This window comes from Modestobacter sp. VKM Ac-2978 (assembly GCF_026968025.1).
Classification (GTDB): Bacteria; Actinomycetota; Actinomycetes; order Mycobacteriales; family Geodermatophilaceae; genus Modestobacter.
In genome coordinates, this window is sequence record NZ_JAPVBP010000005.1 from 198,714 (window position 1) to 222,525 (window position 23,812).

14 protein-coding genes are annotated in these 23,812 nt (G+C 65.5%); 4 read left to right on the forward strand and 10 right to left on the reverse strand.

The window, feature by feature from the left end:
- Positions 1–144 precede the first annotated feature (144 nt).
- Positions 145–438, reverse strand: coding sequence for a hypothetical protein (locus O2W53_RS14180; RefSeq protein ID WP_269163693.1), 294 nt, complete (start codon positions 436–438; stop codon positions 145–147).
- A gap of 227 nt (positions 439–665) precedes the next feature.
- On the opposite strand from O2W53_RS14180, the gene O2W53_RS14185 reads away from it, so the two are divergent.
- On the forward strand, positions 666–1,211 hold the full coding sequence (locus tag O2W53_RS14185; protein WP_269163694.1) for a GIY-YIG nuclease family protein: 546 nt from the start codon (positions 666–668) through the stop codon (positions 1,209–1,211).
- A 10-nt stretch (positions 1,212–1,221) separates the two neighbouring features.
- Here O2W53_RS14185 and O2W53_RS14190 read toward each other — a convergent pair whose 3' ends face one another.
- The 4 genes from O2W53_RS14190 to O2W53_RS14205 form a co-directional block, all read right to left on the reverse strand.
- Positions 1,222–1,590, reverse strand: coding sequence for a hypothetical protein (locus O2W53_RS14190; protein WP_269163695.1), 369 nt, complete (start codon positions 1,588–1,590; stop codon positions 1,222–1,224).
- 234 nt (positions 1,591–1,824) lie between these two features.
- Complete coding sequence (locus O2W53_RS14195) at positions 1,825–4,779, reverse strand: Z1 domain-containing protein (RefSeq protein WP_269163696.1); 2,955 nt, start codon at positions 4,777–4,779, stop codon at positions 1,825–1,827.
- Entirely contained in the window at positions 4,779–5,753 is a 975-nt protein-coding gene (locus O2W53_RS14200; RefSeq protein WP_269163697.1) for a PD-(D/E)XK motif protein, read from the reverse strand. The genes O2W53_RS14195 and O2W53_RS14200 overlap by 1 nt, the downstream gene beginning before the upstream one ends.
- Positions 5,750–7,240 (reverse strand): ATP-binding protein, encoded by a 1,491-nt coding sequence (locus tag O2W53_RS14205; RefSeq protein WP_269163698.1) that lies wholly within the window; start codon positions 7,238–7,240, stop codon positions 5,750–5,752. The genes O2W53_RS14200 and O2W53_RS14205 overlap by 4 nt, the downstream gene beginning before the upstream one ends.
- A gap of 536 nt (positions 7,241–7,776) precedes the next feature.
- On the opposite strand from O2W53_RS14205, the gene O2W53_RS14210 reads away from it, so the two are divergent.
- Positions 7,777–8,760, forward strand: a complete 984-nt coding sequence (locus tag O2W53_RS14210) for an HNH endonuclease (protein WP_269163699.1) — start codon at positions 7,777–7,779, stop codon at positions 8,758–8,760.
- Here O2W53_RS14210 and O2W53_RS14215 read toward each other — a convergent pair.
- From O2W53_RS14215 to O2W53_RS14235, 5 genes are all read right to left on the reverse strand, one after another.
- Positions 8,744–9,835: a DNA cytosine methyltransferase gene (locus O2W53_RS14215; RefSeq protein WP_269163700.1), complete on the reverse strand. Its 1,092-nt coding sequence runs from the start codon at positions 9,833–9,835 to the stop codon at positions 8,744–8,746. The genes O2W53_RS14210 and O2W53_RS14215 overlap by 17 nt on opposite strands.
- A 129-nt stretch (positions 9,836–9,964) precedes the next feature.
- A complete protein-coding gene (drmB, locus tag O2W53_RS14220; protein WP_269163701.1) occupies positions 9,965–11,770 on the reverse strand; it encodes a DUF1998 domain-containing protein in 1,806 nt (601 codons plus the stop codon).
- Positions 11,767–14,883 (reverse strand): helicase-related protein, encoded by a 3,117-nt coding sequence (locus O2W53_RS14225; protein ID WP_269163702.1) that lies wholly within the window; start codon positions 14,881–14,883, stop codon positions 11,767–11,769. The genes drmB and O2W53_RS14225 overlap by 4 nt, the downstream gene beginning before the upstream one ends.
- On the reverse strand, positions 14,880–16,463 hold the full coding sequence (locus tag O2W53_RS14230) for a nuclease-related domain-containing DEAD/DEAH box helicase (protein ID WP_269163703.1): 1,584 nt from the start codon (positions 16,461–16,463) through the stop codon (positions 14,880–14,882). Before O2W53_RS14230 ends, O2W53_RS14225 begins: the two co-directional genes overlap by 4 nt.
- Complete coding sequence (locus O2W53_RS14235) at positions 16,460–21,112, reverse strand: DEAD/DEAH box helicase (RefSeq protein WP_269163704.1); 4,653 nt, start codon at positions 21,110–21,112, stop codon at positions 16,460–16,462. The genes O2W53_RS14230 and O2W53_RS14235 overlap by 4 nt, the downstream gene beginning before the upstream one ends.
- Positions 21,113–21,428: 316 nt before the next feature.
- Between O2W53_RS14235 and O2W53_RS14240 the strand changes: the two genes are divergently transcribed.
- Together O2W53_RS14240 and O2W53_RS14245 are read left to right on the forward strand one after the other, a co-directional pair.
- A complete protein-coding gene (locus O2W53_RS14240; protein WP_269163883.1) occupies positions 21,429–21,863 on the forward strand; it encodes a very short patch repair endonuclease in 435 nt (144 codons plus the stop codon).
- 9 nt (positions 21,864–21,872) lie between these two features.
- On the forward strand, positions 21,873–22,988 hold the full coding sequence (locus O2W53_RS14245) for a DNA cytosine methyltransferase (RefSeq protein WP_269163705.1): 1,116 nt from the start codon (positions 21,873–21,875) through the stop codon (positions 22,986–22,988).
- Positions 22,989–23,812: the final 824 nt, after the last annotated feature.

Below are 23,812 nucleotides of genomic sequence, written 5' to 3' on the forward strand. Positions count from 1 at the left end.
CGACTGCGCTGACCAACGTGCCCTCACGCTCGGCCAGCTAGGTGAGCCACTCGATCACCTCGGCGGGGAGGCTCCGCAACTACAGGGTCGGCATGCCGCGGTCGTCCGCATAGCTGTCGGAGTCTGCATGCAGGAGTTCGGCGCTCACGGTGTTGGCCACGTGCGCCGGGGGAGGAGCGGCAGGGCGGTTCGCCCGTCGTGGATGTGCAGGCTGCAGTCGAGATCGTCGCGGCCACGGACGATCGATACGATCGCGCTGCACCAGGCGCCGTCGTCCGGGGTGGGTTTCGCTGGCCCGGGTCGCGCCCAGTACGTCGCCAGGTGCAGGTCGGCCGGGTCGACGTCCTCCGACTCGGCCACGACGGTGTGCAAGTCGGCGAGGTTGCCGATGGCCACCCGGTCGGGCTCGAGCGGGAGTTCCTCGACCGGGATGACCACGGGAACCATCGTGCCGTCCGCCCGCAGCCACGCGAGGAACAGCCGGCGACCGGGCGGCGGTCCGTCGAGGTGGACCAGGTCGCGCCACCGCCCGGTGAGCTCGGCGTTTGCTGGTCAGGGGGATGTCGGCGTGCGGTCGGGTCCTCATGGCGGAAGACTCCGCCGCGCAGCGGCCTCTCGCCGCTGGCGTGTCCACAGGCAGGCGGGTGGTCCCGTTGACTGGTCGCATGGACGACGTCGTGGCCGCATTGCGCGCCCTGCCCGTACCGCTGGCCGAGGCCGCTGCCAGTGTGCCCGCGGTGCCCGGGCTGTACGCCTGGTGGGGGCGGTTCGGTGCGCTGCCGGGGATCTCCGGGCCGCGGCACGAGGCGGCCGATCTGCAGCTGCTCTACGTGGGGACAGCCCCGAACGGCGTGGCGTCGCAGGCGACGCTGCGCAGCCGGGTGGTGGGCGACCACATCCGCGGGACGACCGGCTCATCGACGCTGCGCCGGTCGCTGGCCGCGTTGCTCAGCGAGCAGCAGGCCTGGCGGAGCCGGTGGACGACGCGACCGGTGCTGGTCAACGCCGACGAGCTGCGGCTGTCGGCGTGGATGGGGGAGAAGCTGCAGCTCACTTGGGCGGAACACCCCGAGCCGTGGACGGTCGAGGCTCAGCTGATCGCCGAGCTGGAGCCACCCCTCAACCAGGCCGACAACGCCACCCACCCGTTGTATTCGTTCGTGCGGGATGCCCGGACGCGTTGGCGCGGGGCGGCGAGTTCCGGCGGGTGATCCGCACGGCTCAGGGACGGCGGAGGGCGGCGGCGCCGGCCAGGGCGAGCTGGGCACCGACCAGGCCGAGCCCCAGCCACATCAGTAGGCCCAGGCCGGCCGCGTGGTGCATGTGCTGGTGTGCCGAGCCGCCCAGCATGTGCGCATGGAGCACCAGAATCGCGCCGTCCAGGGCGGTGAACCGCCACACGGACCCGGTGGGGTGTCGCCACAGGTGCCAGGCGCACGGCAGACAGGCCGCCGCCACCAACACCATCACTACCGAGCCGAGCGAGCCGTCGACGAGCAGCAGGTGCACCGCCGACGCCACCGCCAGCCCCGCGGCCACCCGGCCGAGGGCGAGCGCCCTTGGCCGGGCCACCAGGACGGCACAGCTCACGACCAGTGCCCCTCGCCGGTCCTGCAGTAGGACGAGCTCGACTTCGTTACGCCGAGCGCCGGGTTCCGGTCGAAGATGCCAGCCGGCTTGAGTGAGCTACCTGCAACGACGGGCCGCGGACGGGGTGGCGGCTCCTGTAGCGCCAGACTTGCGCCACGCCGTCCGCGGCCCGTGAGTCACGTGAGGGAACCTGTCCTGGCATGTCACATGCGCGTTGAATCCGCACCCGCCATTTCAGATTCCGTCATCGTCGTCTTCCGCGTCGATGATCGGCTGAGTCAACGCGCTGTTCCGGGCACGGAAGGTAACGAGCTGCCTCGTGCGGCCGATCGCGGACTGGGGTGTGATGGCCGTGAAGGCGACGACCAGGCGGCTGGGGTCGACTTGTCCCTGCGGGGTATACCCCGGCTCGATGACCGGGTAGAGGAGCAGGACGCCTCGCCGCTGTTGAGCCAGCTGGCGTGCTACAGGGTCGGTCCCACCACCTCGCGTGGCCACCACGATGCCCGCGCGGCGATGCCTTGGCTCGCTGATGGCGCCGAACATGGGCGCGCGCCGACGCTCGCGCCTAAACAGGCTGCGTGACCCGACATCGGGCAGCGTCGCTGACGCGCCTAGCGCCAATTGTGGAGCCAACAGCACCCAGTCGTCCAGCTGTCCGGTGATCTCTTCGAGGTAACGCAGATCTGGGGAGAAGTAATCACTTCTCAGCCACGCGAAGTCGCGGAGCACGTCGAGGACCTGCTCGTGGGGAACGACGCCGGTCAAAGCGGTGAAGCTGGACGGTGAGGGCGCATAGCTCAAGTCCGGGCTCGGCACGAGCAGCGTGCAAGGCGTTGACGCTGACTGCAGCAATGGAACGGCAGCGTCGTAGTTGGCCTTCACCCTCACCGGCTTATCGGGGTAGGCCGTTGGCTCGAGCGGGGTACCCGGTGAGCGACGAACCTGTAGCTCGGCGTTGTACATCTTGTTGAGGGCCGTCGGCCTGAGCGTCGGGAGATGCTGAGAGACCAGGGGTGGGATCTGGTCCGGGCGGATCTGAGGCTCGCCGTCCACCGGCTTGGCGTACTGGCGGAGCTGCTCGCGGAAGGCCTCTTCATCGCGAACGATCGCTTCAAACTTGGCGTAAAGGTCGTCGAACGTCTGCCCGATCCGCTCACGCCGGCCGATGTACAAGCGGACGAGATCGCTGTAGCCCTCCCGAAAACCGAACCACCGACCCATCTGCATCAAGGTGTCCGCCGCGCCGGTCCGCCGACGGTAGTACGAGGTGGTCAGCCCTTCGACCGTGAAGCCGCGACTTAACTTCGTGCCTCCGACCAAGATTCGCCAGACGTCGTGAGCGTCGAAGTCCAACGCCTCTTGAAGCAGGTCCTGATCCCCGTTCACAATGAGAACCGGGTCACCACCAGCGCCCACCATCTTCGCGATGGCCTGTCCGACGAACGGCTCCAACTCGTCGAATTCAACCGGGTACGGAAGGCCTCCTGCGCGCTCATCCGAGACCCGTCGGAAGTCCGACTCGTACAGTGTGCGTAGAACGGCGAGACCCTTGGCCGAGGCGTAGCCGCGCCCGCGCCACGCGGCGATCACGTTGTCTCGCGTGTCCCTGTGTTCCTGCATTTTGACCGACTCGTGCACGAGCATCGTGTGATGGCGGAACCGGCGGGGCTGCCCGAGGCGAGCTTCGCGGTAGAGCTTCAATGCACCGGCCAGGACGTAGGAATCGATGGCCGCGGTCAGGTCGTCCTGCCGTTCGTCATCCGTCTGCCCGTGAACGGGCCGGACGAAGGCTGCTTCCTGAGAGTTGGCAGGCGTGCGATCAGCGGGCTCTACGTCGCTGTCTATATCGTGGAAATCGCTGACGCCCATGTAGCCCACTGGTCGCTCAAGGCTGATCAGAAAGTCTTTGGGGAAGATGTCCTCGGAGTCGCCGGGGTCGATAAACACATTGGCGAACGGAGTGGCGGTGTAGCCGACGTACTGAGCCCGGGGAAGCAGCCCCAGGATATCGGAGATCAACTTGTTGATCTTCGTTCTGTCCGTTTGACCGGCCTGCCACCTCGCCGGATTGCTCGTGTTGACCGACGCCTGATCCGACTCGTCGTCGATGATCAACACCGGGATGTCGGAGAGATTGGCCGTGATGCTCTTGAGGTCTTGCACGAGCTTCGTGAGTACCGTCGCGTTCTTCTTGATGACGGCCAGGCGAGCGTCGCTGGCGAACAGGTTCACGGGGTCGTACAGCGGCTTCTGCTTCTCCGTGCGTGCCACGTCGAGTGCAACGATGCCCGTGTTCAGGCGTCGGTAGTCGTTGCGGCTCGTGGTCAACCGGACGATGTCGGCTGCGCCCACCAGCGAAGGCTGATACCCGTGCTTGACGAACTTCCCCTCGATCCAGTCGTTGTCCTCCTGGTAGTCAACTCGGCCGGCCATGTCGGGATCGGTCAGGTCGACACCGCGCTGGATGTTCTCCACGCCGACCAGTTCCATGTCGAGGCGGCGCTGAGTCTGCTGGCGCAGGAGATCGACGGTGCCCGTCAGGACGATCACGAGGCGGTATCCAGCGTCGATCGCCTTCGCGATCACACCTGTAAAGTTGGCCGTCTTACCACTCTGCACGTACCCGACGACGAGGCCCTTGGCTTGATATGCCTGCGGACGCGTCGGGTCGGACAGTCGCTCCACAACTTGGCTGCTGGCCGTGTCCAGGCGCACGACGGCCTCAGGGCCCCAGCCGCGGACCTCCAGCAAGTAGCTGCTGTAGACGTTCCAGTAGTGCCGTCGCTCCTGGCGCCGCTCGGGGGTGTACCAGTCCTCGAACTGGTTGCTTATGACCGAGCCGCCTGCGGTTGCGATGGGGAAGACGTCCTCGAATGCAGAGACGGAGGGTGCGTCGAGCTGCAGGCGGCTGTAGGTCTCGTTCCTGCGCTCGCGCGTGTACGGGGTGGTGCCAGGCGCCCACGCGGCCGTGTCGGCCGAGTCCCAACGGAGGATGGCGACGTGCAGCTGGATGCGAAGCGAGTCGTTGACGTCGGCTGCCGACAGGTAGTCGACCAATCTGGAGAGGCTCACGTCGGCTTGAGGGTCCTCCTCCTCAGCAATGAGCTGCGCGCGACGCTCCAGAGGCTTGGGGGCGCCTTCGCCTAAACTGAGCAACGCGGCGCGGTACGCGTCGATGAGCGACATCAATTGGCTCCTGTGGGTGCAAAGTCGTTGGTTGATATGTCAGCTGCAGGTAGACCCGTCACGTCGATGCGATATCGGACATCGTGAAGGCGCGCGATGTCGACCCCAGCGGCAGCGAGTGTGTCACTGGTTAAGGCGGGCAGGCATGCAATGCTTAGACACAATGGGTGACTTCGAAGGCGCCAGCGTTGCCAACGTCTGCCGTGATCGTCGCGCCACCCAGAACTGCGCAAGCTGTCGTCGAACTTCGGTGTAGAAGCGCCGAGGGCGCCCCGGATCTCCGCGATCAGCTCTTCGAGGCTGCGACCGGGGCCAGCCCCGGCCAACGTGATCTGAAGACTGAGCAGAAAAAGGGTTCGTCCTGGGGACGGGCTCAGCTGATCGAGTCCGCTGATCCAGTGGATGCGGTTCTCGCTGCCCGTCGTCTTGACCTCTAGATCACCGATCGGCAAGGCGAAGTCGTGCTCGGCCGCTTCCGGTCCGAGCCAGGTCGCGAGCGCGGTCTCGGCACTGACTCGTGAGAGCAACCGCTCCAACACCAGGAGCTCGCCGTAGAGGCCGATTTCGCGTTCCCGCGACAGGTGCACTGCCTTGGTGAACAGAGTCTCGAATCCGTCCAGTACCCCCGTCACGGCGACCGAGAACGCATCGTCCTCCAGCTGCAGCCGGTCAGCCAGGGTTGCGAACAGCGGATAAGCATCATCCAAGAACTGACGACCGTTGACCTTAAGACGTGCCCAGTTGATTCCCTCACGAAAGACGACGTCACTGTCGAGGTGTTCATACGCTGAGAGCTCCGGCACGGCGACGCCGTCCCACGGCGTCTCGACGCACATCGACCCACTCGAGCCGTCGATGACGAACATGACGACGGGATCTCCCGGAACAGGGACAAGAGCGCGCGAGCCTTGATCGACGTAGAGCCGCAGTGCCTCGGCGGTGAGGTGTCTGCCGTTGCTCTCCAGACCGGTCACTGCTGGGCTCGCACAGCAGCTGTGAGCACACTTTGCCAGAGGTCCATGTTGTCCTTGTCCCGGGATCCCATGTAGTGACCCTGGAAGATGTTCTCGACCAGTAGATAGAGGCAGGTCTTGACTAACGGAGCGTCGTTCAGGCTGCCGGTCGTCGACCCCGTCACGACAGCTCGATAACTTCGATTAAGAGTGAGCTGACGGGCCTCTCGGTCGATGTCGAAAAAGACGTCGCCGTCCACGCGGCCCCAACGTATGTCGATGGGTTCCTCGTTGGGGATCGGGCGCAGCTCTGTGCGAAGTGCGCGCTTCACCGTGGGCGGCAGGCCCCGGCCCGGCGGGATTACTCGTGGACGTTGGGCTTCGCGGCGCCGACCGCGCTTGTACAGCGCGCGTGCGTCATCGAGGTAGTCGTCAAAGGTGAAGTCCTCTCCGGCGGCTTGCTGAAGTGCGCGCACGAAGGCCTCAGCGGGCTCGATCCGCGACTTCTCCGGGTTCAGACGAACGTGAGCTTCCGATCCGGGAGCGAGGTCCACGACCACCCGGGCCAACTGCAGGTCCTTGGCGCCGTGGATGACGCCATTCCAGCCACCAGCTTGGATCAGACGATCATTTCGATAAACATATAGGCCCTGGTGTCGTTCGGGCCTGTCGTGCAAGCGGAACTGCCGAGTCGTCGACCGCGGCGGCCACAGGTGGCAGATGAGTTGATGGGGCGGGTCGCTGACGACGTGCAGCGTCTTCGGGTACTCCGGGTGGCCAGAATGGGCGTAACCAAACGGGTCGAGGGGCTCGACCGGAACGGCCGAGCCCGCAGCATCCATGTCGGCGTCGAACTCGTCGATCATGATTTCGACAGCCTTCACCGCGAGGAGCCGGTGGAAGACCAACCCGAGGTGGCGTCGGAGCTTCTCGACGGTCTCGGTGAGAAATCGATTGGTCTCTCGCTCGTCGTGTACGACGGGGAAGGCGCGCACGCTGTCCCAGCGGATGACCGTGCCCGAGTCGCGACCCGCGGCGGGTGGCTGGGTCGCCAGTTCGCGGCGAGCAAACTCCTGATCGACGACATCGCACTCGAAACCGGACTGTGCGCCTTCGAGCGTCCAACGCCGACCGGTGTAGCCCCCGTCGGCCGTCTTCGACACCACTGTCAGTTCATCGGCATGGCCGAAGCTCGCGGCCTTCAGTCCCAGACCGAAGTGCCCGAGCTCGCCGGGGCCGTACCGGCGCACGCCGCCGATGGTCATGGCGGTGTTGATGGCGGCGCTACTGATGCCTCGTCCGTCGTCCGTGACGTACAGCCGTACCAATCGGTTGTCGCGTCTGACGAATCGGATGCGGACAAGGCCAGCCCCAGCGTCGATGCTGTTATCGACGAGGTCCGCCAGAGCACTTGGCAGGTCGTGATTGCGCCCCAAACTCCTCAGGAGTCGGGGATCAGGCTGTAAAGTGACGCGGCTTGTGATAGGTACTCGATCGTCCTTGATCACCGGGTGCCTCCCTTCGTTGCTATCCGCAGGCTTCAGCGCCGCGACCTTACGCACGCCTTCTCTCGACGAGTGGAAGGCCGGCCAGTGTCGCCCGAGGGACGCCGAGGTCTAAGCGAGGTGCGAGATTCGATCTCTCGACTCCGCCTACATCCCCATCGGCTTGGTGAGGGTCCGCGGTGGAACGAGAACTAGCCACCTCCACCCGCAGGAGTGAGGCAGGGCGACTGTAAGTCGACGTGGTCGATCCTCCGCAGCGAGGGCACCGGTCGCCCAGCGTCCAGACCTTCTGACGACTGGCCGCAGGGCGCCGCTACGGACGTCGGGTCATGATGCGACGCACGTCAGCTGCAACCTCTGGTGTCGGTCGGGGTACGGCGCTGGTTGGGAAGTCGATACCGAGTTGCCGCGGCGGGCCTCGACTCGCCCGGCCTGGTTCTTGGCCTCAGCGCTGGAAGAGGTGCACCGCGTCTTGCTGGGCCACCGGGTCTTGCTGGGCCATCGGGTCTTGCTGGGCCATCGGCGATGCTTACGTCGAGATGGAGCAGGCCACGGCTAGCGTCGCGGATGTGGCCCTTACAGACCCGTATGTCGACTTTGAACGAGCCCTGGAGCGTCTGGACGCGCTGCGACACAGTGTCGCGACCGCGCGTGAGGCGGATGCCGTGTTCGAGACGCTCGCCGACCTCCAACTGGCTGTCGTCCGGTCCTACGGCGGCCGCAAGCCCAAGGCACCCTCAGGCGTCGGAGCGCAGACCAGGATCTTGCAGCATCTGCAAGCACGCTGCGGCGAGTGGGTCTCGGGGGAGGAACTGGCGGCGGTGTCGAGGATCGGGGAGTGGGCTCGACGGGTGCGTGAGCTCCGGGTCGAGCGCGGTTATGACATTCAGGAGGAGAGCGGCCTCTACTGCCTCGTGTCAGTGGAGCCCAGTGAGGAAGCAGCGCAACGGTGGCGGCTGTTGAATGAGATGCGCCGAACCGATGGTTCGCCGAGGGACCGAGTCCTTGCCCTGCTGACCCACTACGAGGGCGGTGTCGTCTCACAAGTTGAGCTCGATTACGTGAGCCGCGGCCGCGACTCGGGCTTGCGCGTCAGGGAGCTCCGGGACGACGAGGGCTTTCCCATCGAGTCCTCGGCCGATGCCCCCGATCTGGCGACGGGGGAGTTCCGGCTCGTCTCCTCAGCGCAAGAGGACCGGCATGATCCACGGCAACGGTTGTTCGACGAGCGGGTCAGGCAGCAGGTGTTCCAGCGGGACAACTTCACGTGTTGGCGGTGCCGGCGCAACAAGCAGATCGCCGGACGGGAAGGCGATGCGCGCTTCCACCTCGAGCTGCATCACCTCGAGGCTGGTGGGGAATCGCTGGATCGGCTGCCCGTCGAGCAACTCAATGACCGCGCGCAGCTTGCGACTTACTGTCGTGCGTGTCACCGCCAGGCGGCCAACGACTCGCACCGTCAACGGCGGGTCGCGCGTGCTGACGATCAGGGATGGCTTCCAGGATCTACAGGTACTGCTTGATGTGCCTGGCCACGGCGGCAGCAAGACCAACCGGCACCGCATTGCCGATCTGGCGGGCGATCTCAATCTTTGATCCGCACCAGACGTAGCTCTCCGGAAAATCTTGGAGGCGAGCGGCTTCGAGGTGCGTGATTGGACGGTTGACGCGAGCCGTAGAGTCCTCTCGTTCCCACTGAGGGTGCAGGTACTGCCCCTTCTCCGGCTTGAAGAACTCGGTACGAATGGTCAGAGAGGGAGCATCCCACTTCATTCGGCCCATGACGTCTGTGGTGCCGGAAGCCTTATTGGCCCAGCAGGCCGGAAGAAGATCGTCCGGAAGGTCGAAACGCCCGCCACCCGGCGGAATAGCGTCGTAGCGGAGCAGACTCCGAGGCTGCGGATTCCGCCCGAGGTGGAGGTCCTCCGACTTGAAGACTCCGGGCACCTTCTGGCCGAAGAACTTGGTGGTGCTTTCAGGTAGGGAGGTCGTGAGCGGCTCGGCGGGGTAGCCCTCGATGCGTGAGCGGACGGTCTCCCACATCTCCAGCCCGAGCATGGGCTGCTTGGCATGAGTGGGCTGTGGCAGGCGCACGTCGCCGATGCGACTGCCGATGACGATGGTGCGCGGCCTGCGCTGTGCTACGCCGTAGTCGGCTGCCAGCAGGACGCCGTGGTGCAACTTGTACTCAGAGAGCAGGCCTCCGGCCGCCTCTGACAGCAACAGTTCGAACTCACTGCTGCGTCGAAAGCGCTCAACATTCTCAAGGACAAAGATCTTTGGGTTCGCAGCTGTGACGACACGCAAGTACTGCTTCCAAAGCTTGTTCCGAGGGTCCTCGATGTCACGACTGCCCAGATTCGAGAAGCCCTGGCAGGGGGGGCCGCCGATGACCAGGTCCGCCTCGGGGATGTCCGAGGTCGGTAGAGCTTCGATGTCGCCCCAGTAGGTGTGGTCCTCGCCGAAATTTGCGGCGTAAGTGGCGGCAGCGTGCAGGTTCCACTCGACCGCCAGGGCCGCCTCGAAGCCCTCCTGGCGGAAACCCTGGCTCATGCCGCCGCACCCGGCGAAGAGATCGATCACGCTGGCTACCGGCATGCCGTCAGACTAGGCGGGAGTACTGACGGTCTCGGGGTGGACCCGGGACACACTCGGCGTGTTGCCCGCCGCAGCGCCGACTGTGTCCCGAGTCATCCCCACCCGACCTGCGCCCGGAGTCGGGCTCGGTCACCTCAGCGCTGCAGCAGCGGCGCTTCTCGTCGCGGTGAGGGTTGGCGCAAAAAAGCCAGGGGTCCGTTGGTCGCCGATCACCAGGACCCGGTCGAGCAGGACGTTCGAGCGCTCGCACGACGTCTCTGCCACAAGACAACAACCGTGGCAGCCCGCGAGGTTGAGGCTGCCTAAGCCCTGTCCGCGGCTCTCGCGACAGACCGGGTCGGCGGAACACCAAGCAGCGTCTTCAAGCGATCCGAGCAGGGTGTTGGCCAGGCGAGGCTGCTCGCCCTGTCTGACGAGGCCTCCAAGCGTCCCTTCGGCATCCCCAGCTGCGGTGTAGAGAAGAACGCCCGCCTCTTGTACGGATCCGGTACCTGCGTAGACGCGCTCCCGGATCGACGCTGCCGAGTAACCCGATGTGAAGGCCAGCCGCCTCATCAGCAGATGGGCCAGGGTGTGAAGGAGGATCAGCCGCGGTGTTGCCTCACCAAACCGGGAGCCGATGAGACTGTCGCGACGTCGCCCCTCGACGACCCTGACACGCCTGAGGACGTCCTCATCCTCCTCCCAATCCGCGAGCCTCTCCGGGTCGAGCGTCATGAACACGCCCTCCCCGAAGGACTCCACGGCAGGCAACCACCGTTCGCGACCTCGGGGACCTAGGTCCACGTCGACGAGATTCGCTTCGAGGTCGTAGCGGCGGAAGCCATGAAGGACTCGGACCTCTCGGAGTCGATGAACGAGCACGACGTTCCTGACACGCGTCTCCAACGACCTGTAGACCTCGCTGTCCAGCTCGGTCGCGAGATCGGTGGCTGACACGACGAAGTCGGGTGTCCCCGTGGGCTCGCCCGGATGATCGACGGCCTGCATGAACGCATGCCACTCCGCGGTCAGAAGCCCGGTGCGAGCAGCTTCCAGCCCGTCGTCGTGCTTCGCGGCCGAGGCGACCACCCGGCGAATCAGGTCCTCCGACACCTTCAGGTCTTCGGCTATCAACTCCACGAGCATCTCCGCCCGAGGACCTCCTGGGGCGGTGCTCACGTCTTCGAAGTTGCGGTGCTGTCGGATCTCCGCCTCGTAGTCCCGCGCTTGAGTCGTCGGCTCGGGGATGTCGAGCGCCGTCGTCGTTTCGCTCAGCGTCACGTTCGTGGCGCCACGCTGCAACACCTCAAGGCGCTCATCGCATGGATTTGCCGTACCCCTTTGCCAAGGCTGTTTCCCCGAACAGCGGACCCCGATCCGCTTCAACGACTCTCGGCTCGGCAGGTCGCCGAGGTGCCGGCTCGCCCGACAGGTCGTGCAGCGAACGATGAGGCTGGAGAGGCCTTCGGAGCCACCCCGGCTGGTCTCGAAGAGCAGACGCGGCGACTTGCACCGGCTTTGGTCCGCGTTCTCGTGTGACGAGTGAGCCCACCTGTCCCACGGCACGTCCATCGCATGACCACGCGTCGTGCACACCGCGATGAAGCGCATCGGCACGAGCTTCCCTCGGCACTCCTTGCACGCCGGTGCCTCGCCGGTCTCCTCGTTCCCGAACACGAACCGCATCAGTCGGCAGTCCTGACAGAAGAGCCAACGGGGGAATCGCTGGTAATAGATGCCAGGGGTGTTGTTGGACGGATACGACGGAACGCTGGGTGCGGACCGCAACTCGCGTACGCCCAGTGCCTGTTCGAGCCGCGCGGACTCGACTCGTTCAGTCTTCTCATACGGCCATTCGCTGATGTCCGCGCCCATCAACGACTCACCCAGCACATCCAGGACGCTTCCCACCCCGAACGGCGAGATCGTCTGACTCAGCCGCATCATCCTCATCGCAGGGTCTCCCCGATGGCGAGGACACGGACCTGGCGGTCGACTGATCTCATCGAGTGCATGGTCTCCCAGCCTTCCTTCTTCTCTCCGAAGTCGCAGAGCAACGCTGGTCCTCCCTTGCTCGAGGACTCGTACTTCAGACGCAGTCCGAGCGCTTCAGCTGCGCGCGCTCGGTCGTCCCACTCCCCGACGAGCCGCTGTAGGTCGGCAGCTACGCCTGGCGCTTCATCCGGATCTGATCGCTGAGCCCATGAATTGAGCTGTGCGACGGCTCGTTGCACGCCGGGATCATCAGCTCGGAAGTCGCCCGCCTGCTCGTTCTGTCGGAGACCGACCCCATGTCTGACCAGCAAGGTCAAAGCGGCATGGAGCGACCGCCGCCGGGATGCCAGGGACCAGGGGGTGACGCTGGTCGGTTCCACATGTCGGTAAAGAGCCTGGTGGTAGGCCAGGAAGCCCTCGTAATGTGAACGATCACGCGGCTTGCTCGCACGCAGGAGCGTCACGACCAACCCGGGGACGTCGGAACGGCCGACGCGACTCGTGGCCTGGATGTACTCGGACGTGGTCTTCGGTTGCCCGTTCATGAGCATCAGCCCCAGCCGACTGATGTCGATCCCGACACTGAGCATGTTGGTAGTCGCGACGACATCCACCGTGTCGTCGCGCTCAACCCCATGTTCGAGCCGCTCGAGAATGCGAGGCAGTTGGCTGGCGGAGACGTTGCTCGTCAACTCGATGACCCCGTCGCGGCGCAGGCTCCGGGCGGCCGTGTCACCGCGGTCACGCGCCTGCAACATGCTTTCGACGTCGTCTCGCGCGATCGTCACGGTGCGACCGAGTTCGCGCAGGCTGTTGTGGTAAGCGACGAGCGTCCAGTAGGCGTCCAGCGATTTGGCTGAGACCCCGAGCGCCAACGGTCCCTGCAGTAGCGCCACACAGGTCAGCACTGTGGCAAAGGACGGGCTGTGGGCCTGTGGCATCAGCCCCAGGTAGAGCCGCCCGGGTGCTCCGGGATCGGGTTCCGCGAAGAAGCTGTTGTCGGCCGTCAGTCCACTCGGAGGAAAGAGGTTGACGGGTGCTCCGTAGAGGCTGCGGATCTGGTGGTCGGCAGCGCGGATGGTCGCTGTCGACGCCACGATCTTCGGCCTCTGGCCGCCCCAGCCAATAAGGCTCTGTACCGCGGACTCGTACAACGCAACGGTGGTGCCCAGGGGACCGGACAAGAGATGCAACTCGTCCTGAATCACGAGGCCGGGCGGGTCGTACGACACGTTGTGCTGGCCGAAGAGGGAGCCGGCGCTCGACACCCATGGCAGCCGTGCGAACTTGTCGACGGTTGCCACCAGGAGTGTCGGTGGCTCCGCGAATATCTGTTCATCCACGACGCTGACCGGGAGCGCTGGATGGAATGGGCACTGATCATGGGTACAGAAGAGCTCGAAGCTGTGCTGGGTCGACCGGACGCCATAGGCGCCGGCGTCATTGACTCGGCGGCGGGGCAACAGCGGCGTACCGCACCAGGGACATGCTTGGACCTGGAACGGACTCTCCGGCGTCTGTGTCCGCAGGAGCTCCAGGACGCGCTTGTGGGCCGTCGCAAAGTTGTTCGGCGTCGTGTCCCCGCCGACCCACATGCCGATGCTGAACGGGGAACTGTTGAGAAGTGCCGGGTGGCTGTGGCGCAACCGCTCCAGCGCGCAGATGAGCGTCGCGGACCGCTGGAACTGCTGTGTGGTGAGCAACCGCAGGGTGTACCGGGTGAGGACGGCGGTACCCCCGCCTCTGACGCCGCGAGTCAGCCTCCTGCGGACCATCTCGAATGCGGCGAGCCCGAGGTACGCCTCGGTCTTGCCACCGCCGGTCGGGAACCACAGCAGGTCGACCGTCTGACGATCGACGTGCTCCGACCGGGCAGTGGATGCCAGTGAGAGCAGCTGGAATCCCAGCTGGAACGGGTGCCACCGAGGCTCGGGTGCATCAGCCGCGCGCGCGACGAGCGTCTGACCACGCCGGCCCATGTTCTCCCGGACGTGCTTGCTCTGCAGCATCTGCTCTCGCATTGCGGCATTGGCCAGGCGGAACGCCAACAGCGAGTCCGCATCATCGCCGAGCAGGTCGACCGCGCTCAGCATTCGGCGCGTCGCCGAGCGCATGCGACCGACGAGCCGCTCGGCAGCAGGTCGGTCGGATGCCTGGAGCTTTTCGGCGTCCTTCGCTTGCCCCTGCACCCACGTGCCGTAGACGTTCACGAATTCGCGAAGTTCCCCGAGGAGGATGTCCGCAGGAAGCCCTTCGTCGGCCAACCGTTCCAGGCGCAGTACAGGTAGATCGAGTCCAGCCGCTCGAACTGCCGGGACAACGGCAGTCGGGAGCATGTCGGTCGCGACTGTGTGTACCGTGCCGTCCTCGGCGAGCTCCCAGCTGACGGAGCAGCCGTGGCCTGTGCCGTAGGAACGACGATCTCTGTACAGGAGCCTCAGTTCTTGGTCCTCGGGATCGTCACTCAGGTCCGTGCTCGTGGGGTAAGGGAGCGCGACGCCGTTGCGCACCGTGCAGGACAGGTGGACCTGGAAGAGGCAGTCCTCGATCGAGACCTGCGATTCAGCGTCATCATGTACGGCTTTGTTCTCGAGGGCCGCGGTGACCAGCCACTTGCCATCGAGAGGGCGCCAGACGACGACCAAGCGGGCGCGACCATCGAACACATCGTGGGGCTCTGTGTCGTCCGGCGTGACCGTGATGTTGTCACGGACGAGTTGTTCCCGCGCCCAGCCGTGGTCGGCGCCTTCACGGGCATAGATGCCGGCAGTCAGTGCGCACGAGAGACCGTCGCCATCGTGAAAGAAGGAGATGGCGGCTGAGGCGGGTTGCCAGGCGTTGGCGAGCTCAACCGGTTCATCGAGCACGTCGTCATGCGCGTCCTCGCCCAGCTCGTCGCCGTCAAGCCGTGTTGCACTCTGTCCCCGGGGGAAAAGGGTGCCGACAAGATAAATCCGGTCAGGCCGGTCCTGCAGCACTTCCGTTTCGCCATTGGCCGGCCCGAGGTACTGCCCGCGGAGGTAGTGGACGAGATCCTCGCGAACCCCTGCGAGGTCATCCTTAAGCGTCATGCCTGTGCTCCCGTCTGCGACCCGCTTGCGATTTGGCTCCATGCAGTGGGACTCAGGCCGATCCACAGGCTGATCCGAGCCCGGGTCATGGCCACGTACAGCCGCGCTCGCGCGTGAAGGTCCACAACGTCCTCTACGTCGACGACACACACGTGAGCCGCCTCGAGTCCCTTGATCTGGGTCGCGGTGGTCAGTCGGATCTTGCCGGCTGTCTCCGCCGCAGGATCGAGGACCGGGGTGAGCCGACCGGTGCGGAAGGCCTTGGACTCTCGAGCAGCGCTGTCCGCAATGACGTCGCGAATCGTGACCACCACGATGTCCTCGTCGTCCACCTCAGCTTGGCGGAGGTGTTTGAGATGGGCGTCGAGAAGGCGGGCGGTGGCGTCGTCGTCGGGGCACTGTTTGTACTCGACGGGGGGTCCTTGGCCAGCCCGCGCAACACCGATGTCGGCACCGGTGACCATTTGGGTCTGGTGCACGATCGTCGCGGTGTTCCGGCAGTTGAACGGGAGTTCGACGACCGTCGCCGTCGCGGCCAGCTCTTCGAAGACTGATCGATCGAATGTTCCGTCGATGTTCGCCTGGTTGTTGGTGTCGCAGAACAGGCGCCACCGGCCCTTCTCCCATCCTCCGAGAATGAGCGCGTCCAGCTGCGCATAGGACTGGAGGTCCATCAAGTCCTGGGCTTCGTCGACGATGAGGACGTCGGCGGGCTCCGCATCGGCGGTGCTCTCGAAGGGCAGGCAGGTTACGCCCGATCCTGACAGGGCCTGCCGGAGGACGCTGGCCAGCGCCTTCGAGCGGCACGTCAGTAGAACGCGGTCGCCGACCAAGGCTGCTCGCCGCGCCGTCTCGACGGCAAGCAGCGTCTTACCCGACCCTGCCCCCCCGAGACAAACAATCCGGCGATTGCGCTCGGCCACGAGAAGCAATTCGTACTGACGATCCGCAAATCTCACGTACTCGTTCTCAAGGCTGGCAACCCGGCTCGCCATCGACGGCACCCGATCGAAGTCGGGACGCAGCACAGACAGTAGGTCACGATATGCATTGCCAACCGGGCGCCGTAACTCCTTGTCGAGCCAGTAGGAACGAGCTTCCTCAAGCGCACGTTCCAGTGCGGTGACCGACATCGCACGGGGGCCTGCCAAGACCTGCGGATCCCACTCCAGGTCGCGCCCCAGTTCCTGGTCCGGCGTGACGACGAGGTAGCCGAAAGCCACGTCCAGCGCCGGAAGTCTCTTCCGCAGGCCGTCCCGGAGAGCGTGCATGCCGGTTCGCGCCTGTTCGAACGGACCTTCGCGCTTCTCAGATGTCTCGCCGTACCTGTCCGTGAAGGTCCAGGCACCCGCGCGGCGACTCAGTCGGCCACCCTTCACCTCAACGACCAGAACGAGATCGTCGTAGACGATGAGGAAGTCGATCTCCGACATCCGCTTGTACTCGTGCCGTGGGAGGTGGACGGAGTACAAGCATGTGGCCGGTCGGCTCGGGACCATCTGGGCGATCAGCTCAGCGACGCGGAATTCGCCGCGACTCTCGATCTGTCCCAGTTGCGCGAGTGAGGGGATCAGCTTCATCCGAGCCGTCCACCCTGCTTGCGCCAGAGGTAGTCGAACTCCTTGTACGCCAGCTTGTCGCCGAACTGATCGAAGGTGTCCGCGACGTTGACGATCCGACACTCCTCCTTGCCGCCATTGGCCGGGCCGCGGAGCCCGCGGCCGACCATCTGGATGTAGGCGTTCGGGCTGAACGTCGGCCTGGCGATATAGAGGGCACGCACGGCCGGGGCGTCGAAGCCCTGAGTCAGGACGTTGCAGTTGGTCAGTACCTTGATGTCGCCCTTCCGGAACGCGTCAATGCTCCGACGGCGGTCGTACATGCGCGTCGTGCCGCTCACTGAAGCCGCCTCGATCCCCCGCACCCGCAGCAGTGCTGCGAGCGTCTGTGATGAGAGGACGGACGCTGTGAACACCAGAACCGGCCAGTCATCCGGCAGGCCAGCGATGTGGTCGAGCAGCCGTCGTGTCCGCTCCTCGTCCTGCCCGACACGCTCCAGGACTGCCTGAGGAATCGCTCCAAAGGTTTCGACCTGCTTCGCTTCCCCTGACTTCAAGGTGATCGAGACGCCGTCGAGAACCTCATGCTCGATCCTCGCGAGTACGCCGAGGCGCTGTAGCTCGCCATACGGGTCGTCACCCAGAACATCCAGCTGGCGGCTCCCGAAACGGACCGCCAGGCGCTTGTTCGCCTCTGTCCCGGTTCCCTTGAAGGGAGTGGCCGTCAAGCCGAGCAACGGGCGGGCGGTCTTGCCTTGCCCAATTCCCAGCCAACCCAGGGTCTCAGAGATCCCGGTCCCTGTGGCCGTGTGCGCCTCGTCGATGACGACCGCCGCCGCTTTCTGCAACCAGTCGTACTCATCGCGGTCTAGTTTGTCCAGCTTGGCGTCGGTCGCGACCACGACCGTCAGTGCTTCATCGCTCCTGGCCACCTCGTTCGTACTCCAGAGCCTGCACACGCGTAGCGGCCGATCACCGAACTCGCGCCAGACGAGACTCCAAGTCTGCACCGCTTGCTCACAGAGCTCCTCCGTCTGAGCAATCCACAGGAGAGGTCCTTGAAAGCCGTCCTCAATGAACGCCTTGGTGAACGCTTCGACGGTGACGCGGGTCTTGCCCGCGCCTGTGGGCAGGAAGAGCATTGCGCGGCCCGGCGCTGCAGTTGCGCTGACGAGGTCTCGGATCTGGTCGGCCAGCTTCGCCTGATATTCGTGGAGGGGGTCTAGTCGGGGCGGACCGAAGACCGTGAGGTCGGGGTCCAATGAGGCGCCCCGAATGCCGGCGTATTCGCTCGGGAAGCCGAGGCGACGGACGAAGGCGACCGCCGGCGACGAGCCGGCCCATCGGTCGGGCACGGGATAGCCCGCCGACTCCAGTACGTGGCGCAACTCGGAGAGAACGTTGTAGCCGTGTACGTGCAGCAAGAGCTCTGCGACCTGCTCAGGCCCGGTGTCCTCCCCGATCCGCCGCACCGTGGCCAGCAGGCCCGACGGCAGGAGGGACTCCAGGACCGGACCCGGGAGGAGCGCGAGGAGCTTGCGGGAAGGAGTATCGGCGGCCCGACAGGCCGCCATCTGACCGTTGACCTGCTCGTCCTGAGCGTCGTCCAAGACGCGCTGGATGACCGTAGAGGTCAAGTCGAGGCCGAACTCGTCCGACAGCCGTCCCAACAGCTCGTCGTCGTGCACGGTCCCGACGTAGAACACCGTCTTCCCACTCCGGGCGAAGTCCGCAGCCTCGGAGTGCAGACCGTCAGGCCCTGTCACCTGCCGAGCCAAGTCGGAGCACTCGATCAGCTCCACATCGTCCAGCTGACCGCCCGCGAGCGCACGAAGACCGCGGAATCGATCGAGAAGGATGATCGGCTCCCCCGGCGTCTCCGTCGCGATCTCGACACGCAGGACCGTGGACGCGACGGTGCACCCCCACCGCTCCGTCAGCAGGGTTTCCGCCTCATCGCTTCTGATGCCCACGTGGGGCAGGCCGCGAGCTGTGAGGGCGCGCTGCTCGTCCTCCGTCCTGGCGAGCAGGAGCTTACGGGTGGGCACGTGTCCGGGGTCCCCGCCGACGTGAGGGAGAGCGATCGGCGACTCCTCAGTCGGCAGTCGGCGGCATGCCTCGACCAACAGGTCGCCCAACAACCACGCGTCATCGCTCTGGCTCGTCCTGCCGAGGAACTCGCGCCACAGGTCCAGCGGTACCTCGCTCAGTGAGCTGACGGTCCGCACCTGCGAGGACGATGAGCGCGTGGCCACTGGCAGCAGGGACGCGTACTGAGTGAGCTCATGACTCAGGCACTTCGCAGACGAGCGAGGTCCCCACGACGACTCGAGGAGCCCGTATCTCTCGGCTGCCCACAGATGAGGTGCGAGAACCGATCGGGGTTCGAACACTCGGGGGTTGATGTGGCCGAGATGCCAGCGGCTCGGCGCCTGCGCCTCCAGCAACTCCGTGGTCCACACGGCCTGTGCAGCGACGTCCCCCGTGTCGCCGAAACGCCGAAGGACGTGCAGCGGCCCGAGTGCGGCCAGTTCTTGGAAGTGCAGTGCTGATGCCTCGGGCCTCCCACGCGGCGGAAGGCCTTCCAGCGCCGCAGCACGCTGTATCCGCAGGTACTCGAGCAGTGTCATGTCCTGCGAGTTCGCCCGGGAGACGACTGGACGGACCGCGACACCGAGGGATTTCAGCAGGCTCAAGTGGAACTCGTGGAACTCGACATCGAGAGCAAGGGATGAGTCAATCGGCTCCACCAGGCCCGGGACGACGACGGCCCCCACGTCCTGCCAGCGCCCACCTGCCGAGCGCACCTTCAAGGGCGCGCCTGCGGCGACATGGTCCACGAGGATGTTCTCGGCCTCGGCGACCGTGACTTCCTCGACCAACCCCCAGAAGGCGGTCCATTCAGTGGCCGACCACTTCCGGGCCGCCGCCGTCGCCAACTTCCGGAGTTCCTCTTGTGGTTCCACGTCTTTGAAGCCAAGCGCCTCGAGCCGTTCGGCAACCTTGCCGAGCGCGAGGAGTGGAGGGCGCAGAAGCGCCAGGCCGGCCGCCGAGCTGAGCAGGTTCCCCCGCAGGTAGAGCGTGCTGGTCGCGTTCAGTCGGTGGAGAGCCCCCGTCGTGTCCGGAAGAATACGGGCCGTCAGCATGTCGCGCCTGACGAACTCATCGCTGACGGAGAACACCACTTTCAGGGCCGCGTCGACCTTGTCGTCTCGACCGTCGCCAGCAATGCGTTCCACCCACTCGGCGGGACCGATCTCTCGATCGGACATCTTCGAGTCGTCGACCCGGACGAGGCTCCTCAGCCGAGCTCGCCGGGTCGGCGTCTTGTAGCAGGTCCAGTGCGGTGCATCGGCGGGTCGCTCGGGCGCTGCATCCCACAGGCCGAAGGTCTGGAGGTCGAGACGCAGGTCCGCGGCAGGGTAGAAAAGTCTGTTTGGTCGTTGCAGGGCCCCGGTCGCGTCCGGAATGCATGCCGTTACTCGCGCCTTGGGCGGCACCACTTCTGCGAGGTACTTGTCGGCCCCGTTCGGCGCTTCGCGACCACGAGCGGGCAGGTAGTCGAAGTGACGGGCGGGGTCATCGGAATCGGTGAGTGAGGGGAGCCCCGCGACAATCATGTCTGCAAGAACTTCGAGCAGTTCCTCGTTGAAACGTCCGTCCAGCAAGTTGGTGCGGTCGTCGTTGATACGCCAGGGCGCGTTGTGGATGCCTCGGGCGGATGTCACGTCTTGAAGCGGGAAATAAGCCCAAAAGCGCCCCAGAGACGATGCGTCGTCGAGTGGCACTGCGTATGAGACACGTACTTCGTCTCGCCGGAGAGCTTCTCCCACTTCAGCGAGCGCGGCCTCGCTCGGGTGATGCTGTCGATGCCAGACGAGCCAGTCGGCTTCTTGGCCGTCCTCACTGACGAGTGTCATGCGGTTGTCGTCATGCGAAACGCAGGCATGCTCGATGGAGGCGCTGCCGTGCTGGCCGGTGACCTCGATGCGGAGCCGTTCGACACTCGGTGCAAAGAGCAGGAACTCGTGAGGGAACTTGTACAGATCGGTGAAGAGTCGGTCAGGTATCGACGCGAGAGGAAGTCGGATAACCGTGACTGCCCACTCGGCGAGTTCGGCCAGCACCTCATCGGCGGCGCACTCGGCTTGGACGTCCAGCGGCGTCGGTAGACGCAACACCGGATAGAGGGAGGCGTGAGGCTGAATCGATCGCAGGGCCCGCGCGGCCATACCCGCGTCGAAGCCGAAGCTCACCGACGTACTGAACACCGCGGGTCTGTCGGTCACCGCCAGGACCGACTTGAAGCCGAGCCCGAAACGGCCGATCTCATCGGCGCGCTTGTCGCTCATGTACGCCTGACACACTGCCTCGAGCCCACGTTGTGTGAAGGGTTCGCCGTCGTTCGCGCAGTAGAGTGCGTCGGAAGTCAGACGGAGCTCGATCCTGCCGCGCCGGCCGCTGCGCTGCTGAGCGTCCGCAGCGTTCTGGATCAGTTCGAGGACCTGACGATTCGCGTAGCCCCCTGTCCTGAAGCTGTCTTCCTGTCGTCCATGCTCCGAAACGAGGAGGGGGTTGGCGCGGTACGACTGGAGGGCGTTCTCGCGGTGAGTCGCCAACCACTTGGTCAGTGAGGCATCGGGCTGCATCCACCGTGTGGGGTCGGTCACGAGATGCAGTATCCCGGTACGACCGACGAGAGCGCGGGAGGTGTGCGAACGAGAGCGTCGTTGGGCCTCGTGGCGGCCTGGATTTCGGATCGCGGCAGAGGCACGGGCCCAGCTCTGCCGGATGGCGCCTAAGTCCAGGCTGCGACACGGCCAGCTGTCTCTCGACGCGCCAGCCGCAGCATGTGAGCTGCCCAACTCAGTGTTCATGATCAGCGGGCCAAGAGGCGGCCCGCGTTCCACCTGCTCACGATGTCGGACGGTGACTGTGAACAATCCGCAACCGCCGGTGCCGAGCTCCCCGGCCGTGGCCGCACGGATGAGTCGTCAGGCTCGTGCGGACACCGCGCCCGAGATGGCGCTCAGGCGATTGCTGCATGGCCGAGGTAAGCGCTATCGAGTCTCGTGGCCGGTCCCAGGCCTGCGGCGGAGGACGATCGACATCGCTTTCACGCGGTCTCGAGTGGCTGTCAACGTGCACGGCTGCTTCTGGCACGGCTGCCCTGAACACGGGACCTGGCCCGTAGCCAACGCTGCCTGGTGGAAGCAGAAGATCGATCAGAACAAGGTTCGCGACGCGCAGACGCGACGGTACCTGGAAGACCTGGGATGGACTGTCCTCGAGATTTGGGAGCACGAGCCCCCCGAGGTGGCCCTCGGTCGGGTCCTCGAGGCGCTGTCAAGGAGGCGTGTGAGAAATTTCAACGCGCTAACTGTCGGGTCGGCGCATGGTGATGAGTGTCCGTCTGACTAGCGTGAGGTGGTGCTGGAGCCGAGCTTTCAGATGTTGGACCTCTTCGCCGGCTGCGGAGGGCTCACAAGAGGGTTCCTGGATGAGGGCCACTTCCGGGTCGCTGCCGCGGTGGAGCAAGACGTGTCGGCTGCGGCGACTTATGCGGTGAACTTCGACCCCGCAGGCCAGCACACCTTCGCCGGGGACATAGCAGCCTTCGTCGACGTGCCACTGGCGGACGTCGTCGTTGGCGGACCTCCCTGTCAGGGTTTCTCTGCACTCGGCCGGCGGGACCCGGCAGACGTGCGAAACCAGCTGTGGCGGGAGTTCGTCAGGGTCGTGCGGGAGTCCGGCGCGCGGATGTTCGTGTTCGAGAACGTCGACCGGTTCGCTCGCACGCCTGAGTTCCAGCTCCTGCGACGGGCAGCTGATGAAGGCGGGGAGCTGTCCGACTTCCGGACTCAGGTGTTTCGGCTCAACGCCGCGGATTTCGGGGCACCCCAGAAGCGTGTTCGTACGGTCGTGGTCGGTTCGCGGATCGGGCCGGTGACAGATCCCGTGGCGACGCACGCCAAGTCCCCAGGCGTCGGCCTCGACGCCTGGCGCAGCCTGCGTCAGGCCTTCTTGGAGGGGCCTGTGGTGTTGGGTCCTGACGTTCGCGAGGTCTGGCTCCCCGAGAGCGCAATTGACTTCCAAGGCGTGCCAGTGGCGGGACCGTTCAAGCTTCGCGACCTGCACGTCACGCGGCACTACGACGTCCTCTCGGAGATCCGCTATGCACACATCGCCCCTGGACAAGGTCGCTTCCAGCTTCCCGAAGAGCTGCAGTACCCATGCTGGCGGCGCCACTCAAGTGGCGCGGGAGACGTCTTGGGTCGTCTGCGCTGGGATCAACCGTCGGTAACCATCCGTACTGAGTTCTTCAGACCTGAGAAGGGGCGCTTCCTACACCCGCAGTGGGAGAACGGTGGCCTCCAGGTGAACCGTGCTCTCACTCATGCCGAGGCGGCCGTCGTGCAGGGCTTCGATGAGCGTCATCTGTGGTGCGGTTCCAAGGCTGCAATTGCCCGTCAGATCGGCAATGCCGTCCCGCCCCCGCTCGCTGCGGCTGTGGCGGCAGCTGTCGCTGGTCGGCTCAACGCCTGATCCAGAAGCAGCTAGCAAAGAATCGGCGACGCTGACGCGGCGCCTCCCGTGCTGGCGACCCGGGTGGCGGAGCAAGGCAGATGAGTGCGTCGACTGGCTCGGCATCCTGCCGAAGCGCTGAGGTGGAGTGAGGTGCTGTGGTCGGGCGAGACCGATACGGCGCGGCGCGTGCTGGAACGACGCAGGCGCCCGGCGGACCGACGGGTGCCCCGTGGAAGCGGGGCCGGACTGACAGCCCCGCTGGTGCTCCGTTTAGGCACCACCTTCCTCAGGGCGTGGCTTCGGCGGGACCGGGTATTCTCCGCGGCGGACGCGACCGCCGCCGCCGTTCGAAGGCGATGGACATGGTGCCGGACTGGGACGCCGTTCGGCCACGAGGTGCAGCGGTTCGCCTCGGTCGCCTGGTCCGGCGTCCAGTCCGGAGCCAGCGCGGTCGCTCACCTCGCGCCGTCGTGTTCCCACAACGACGGGCGCACACCGTTCCGGAGCCACTGGAGGCGCTGCTGCGTCGCTGTAGACATGCCGGCTGGTAGAGCCAGCACCAACTCGCGCTCGCCGCGCCAGTGCAGTCCATAGGCGAGGGCCAATTCGACGTCCTGTTGCTCCTGTGGGCTGGCAACGATCAGTAACCGGTGAGCGCCGGCGAATTAAGCGAAGCGCTTGGAAGCGTCCAGGTCAGGAGCGGAAGCGAGTGCTGGGTCGATCGAAGCAGTGACCCTCCGGGCGTCCACCGTGTCAAATCGTGTGCGCTCGATGATTGCGGTCGTCATTCAGGACTCCTGAGTTGAGAGCGTGCAGCGCCGATGCCAGGGGCTCGCGAAGAC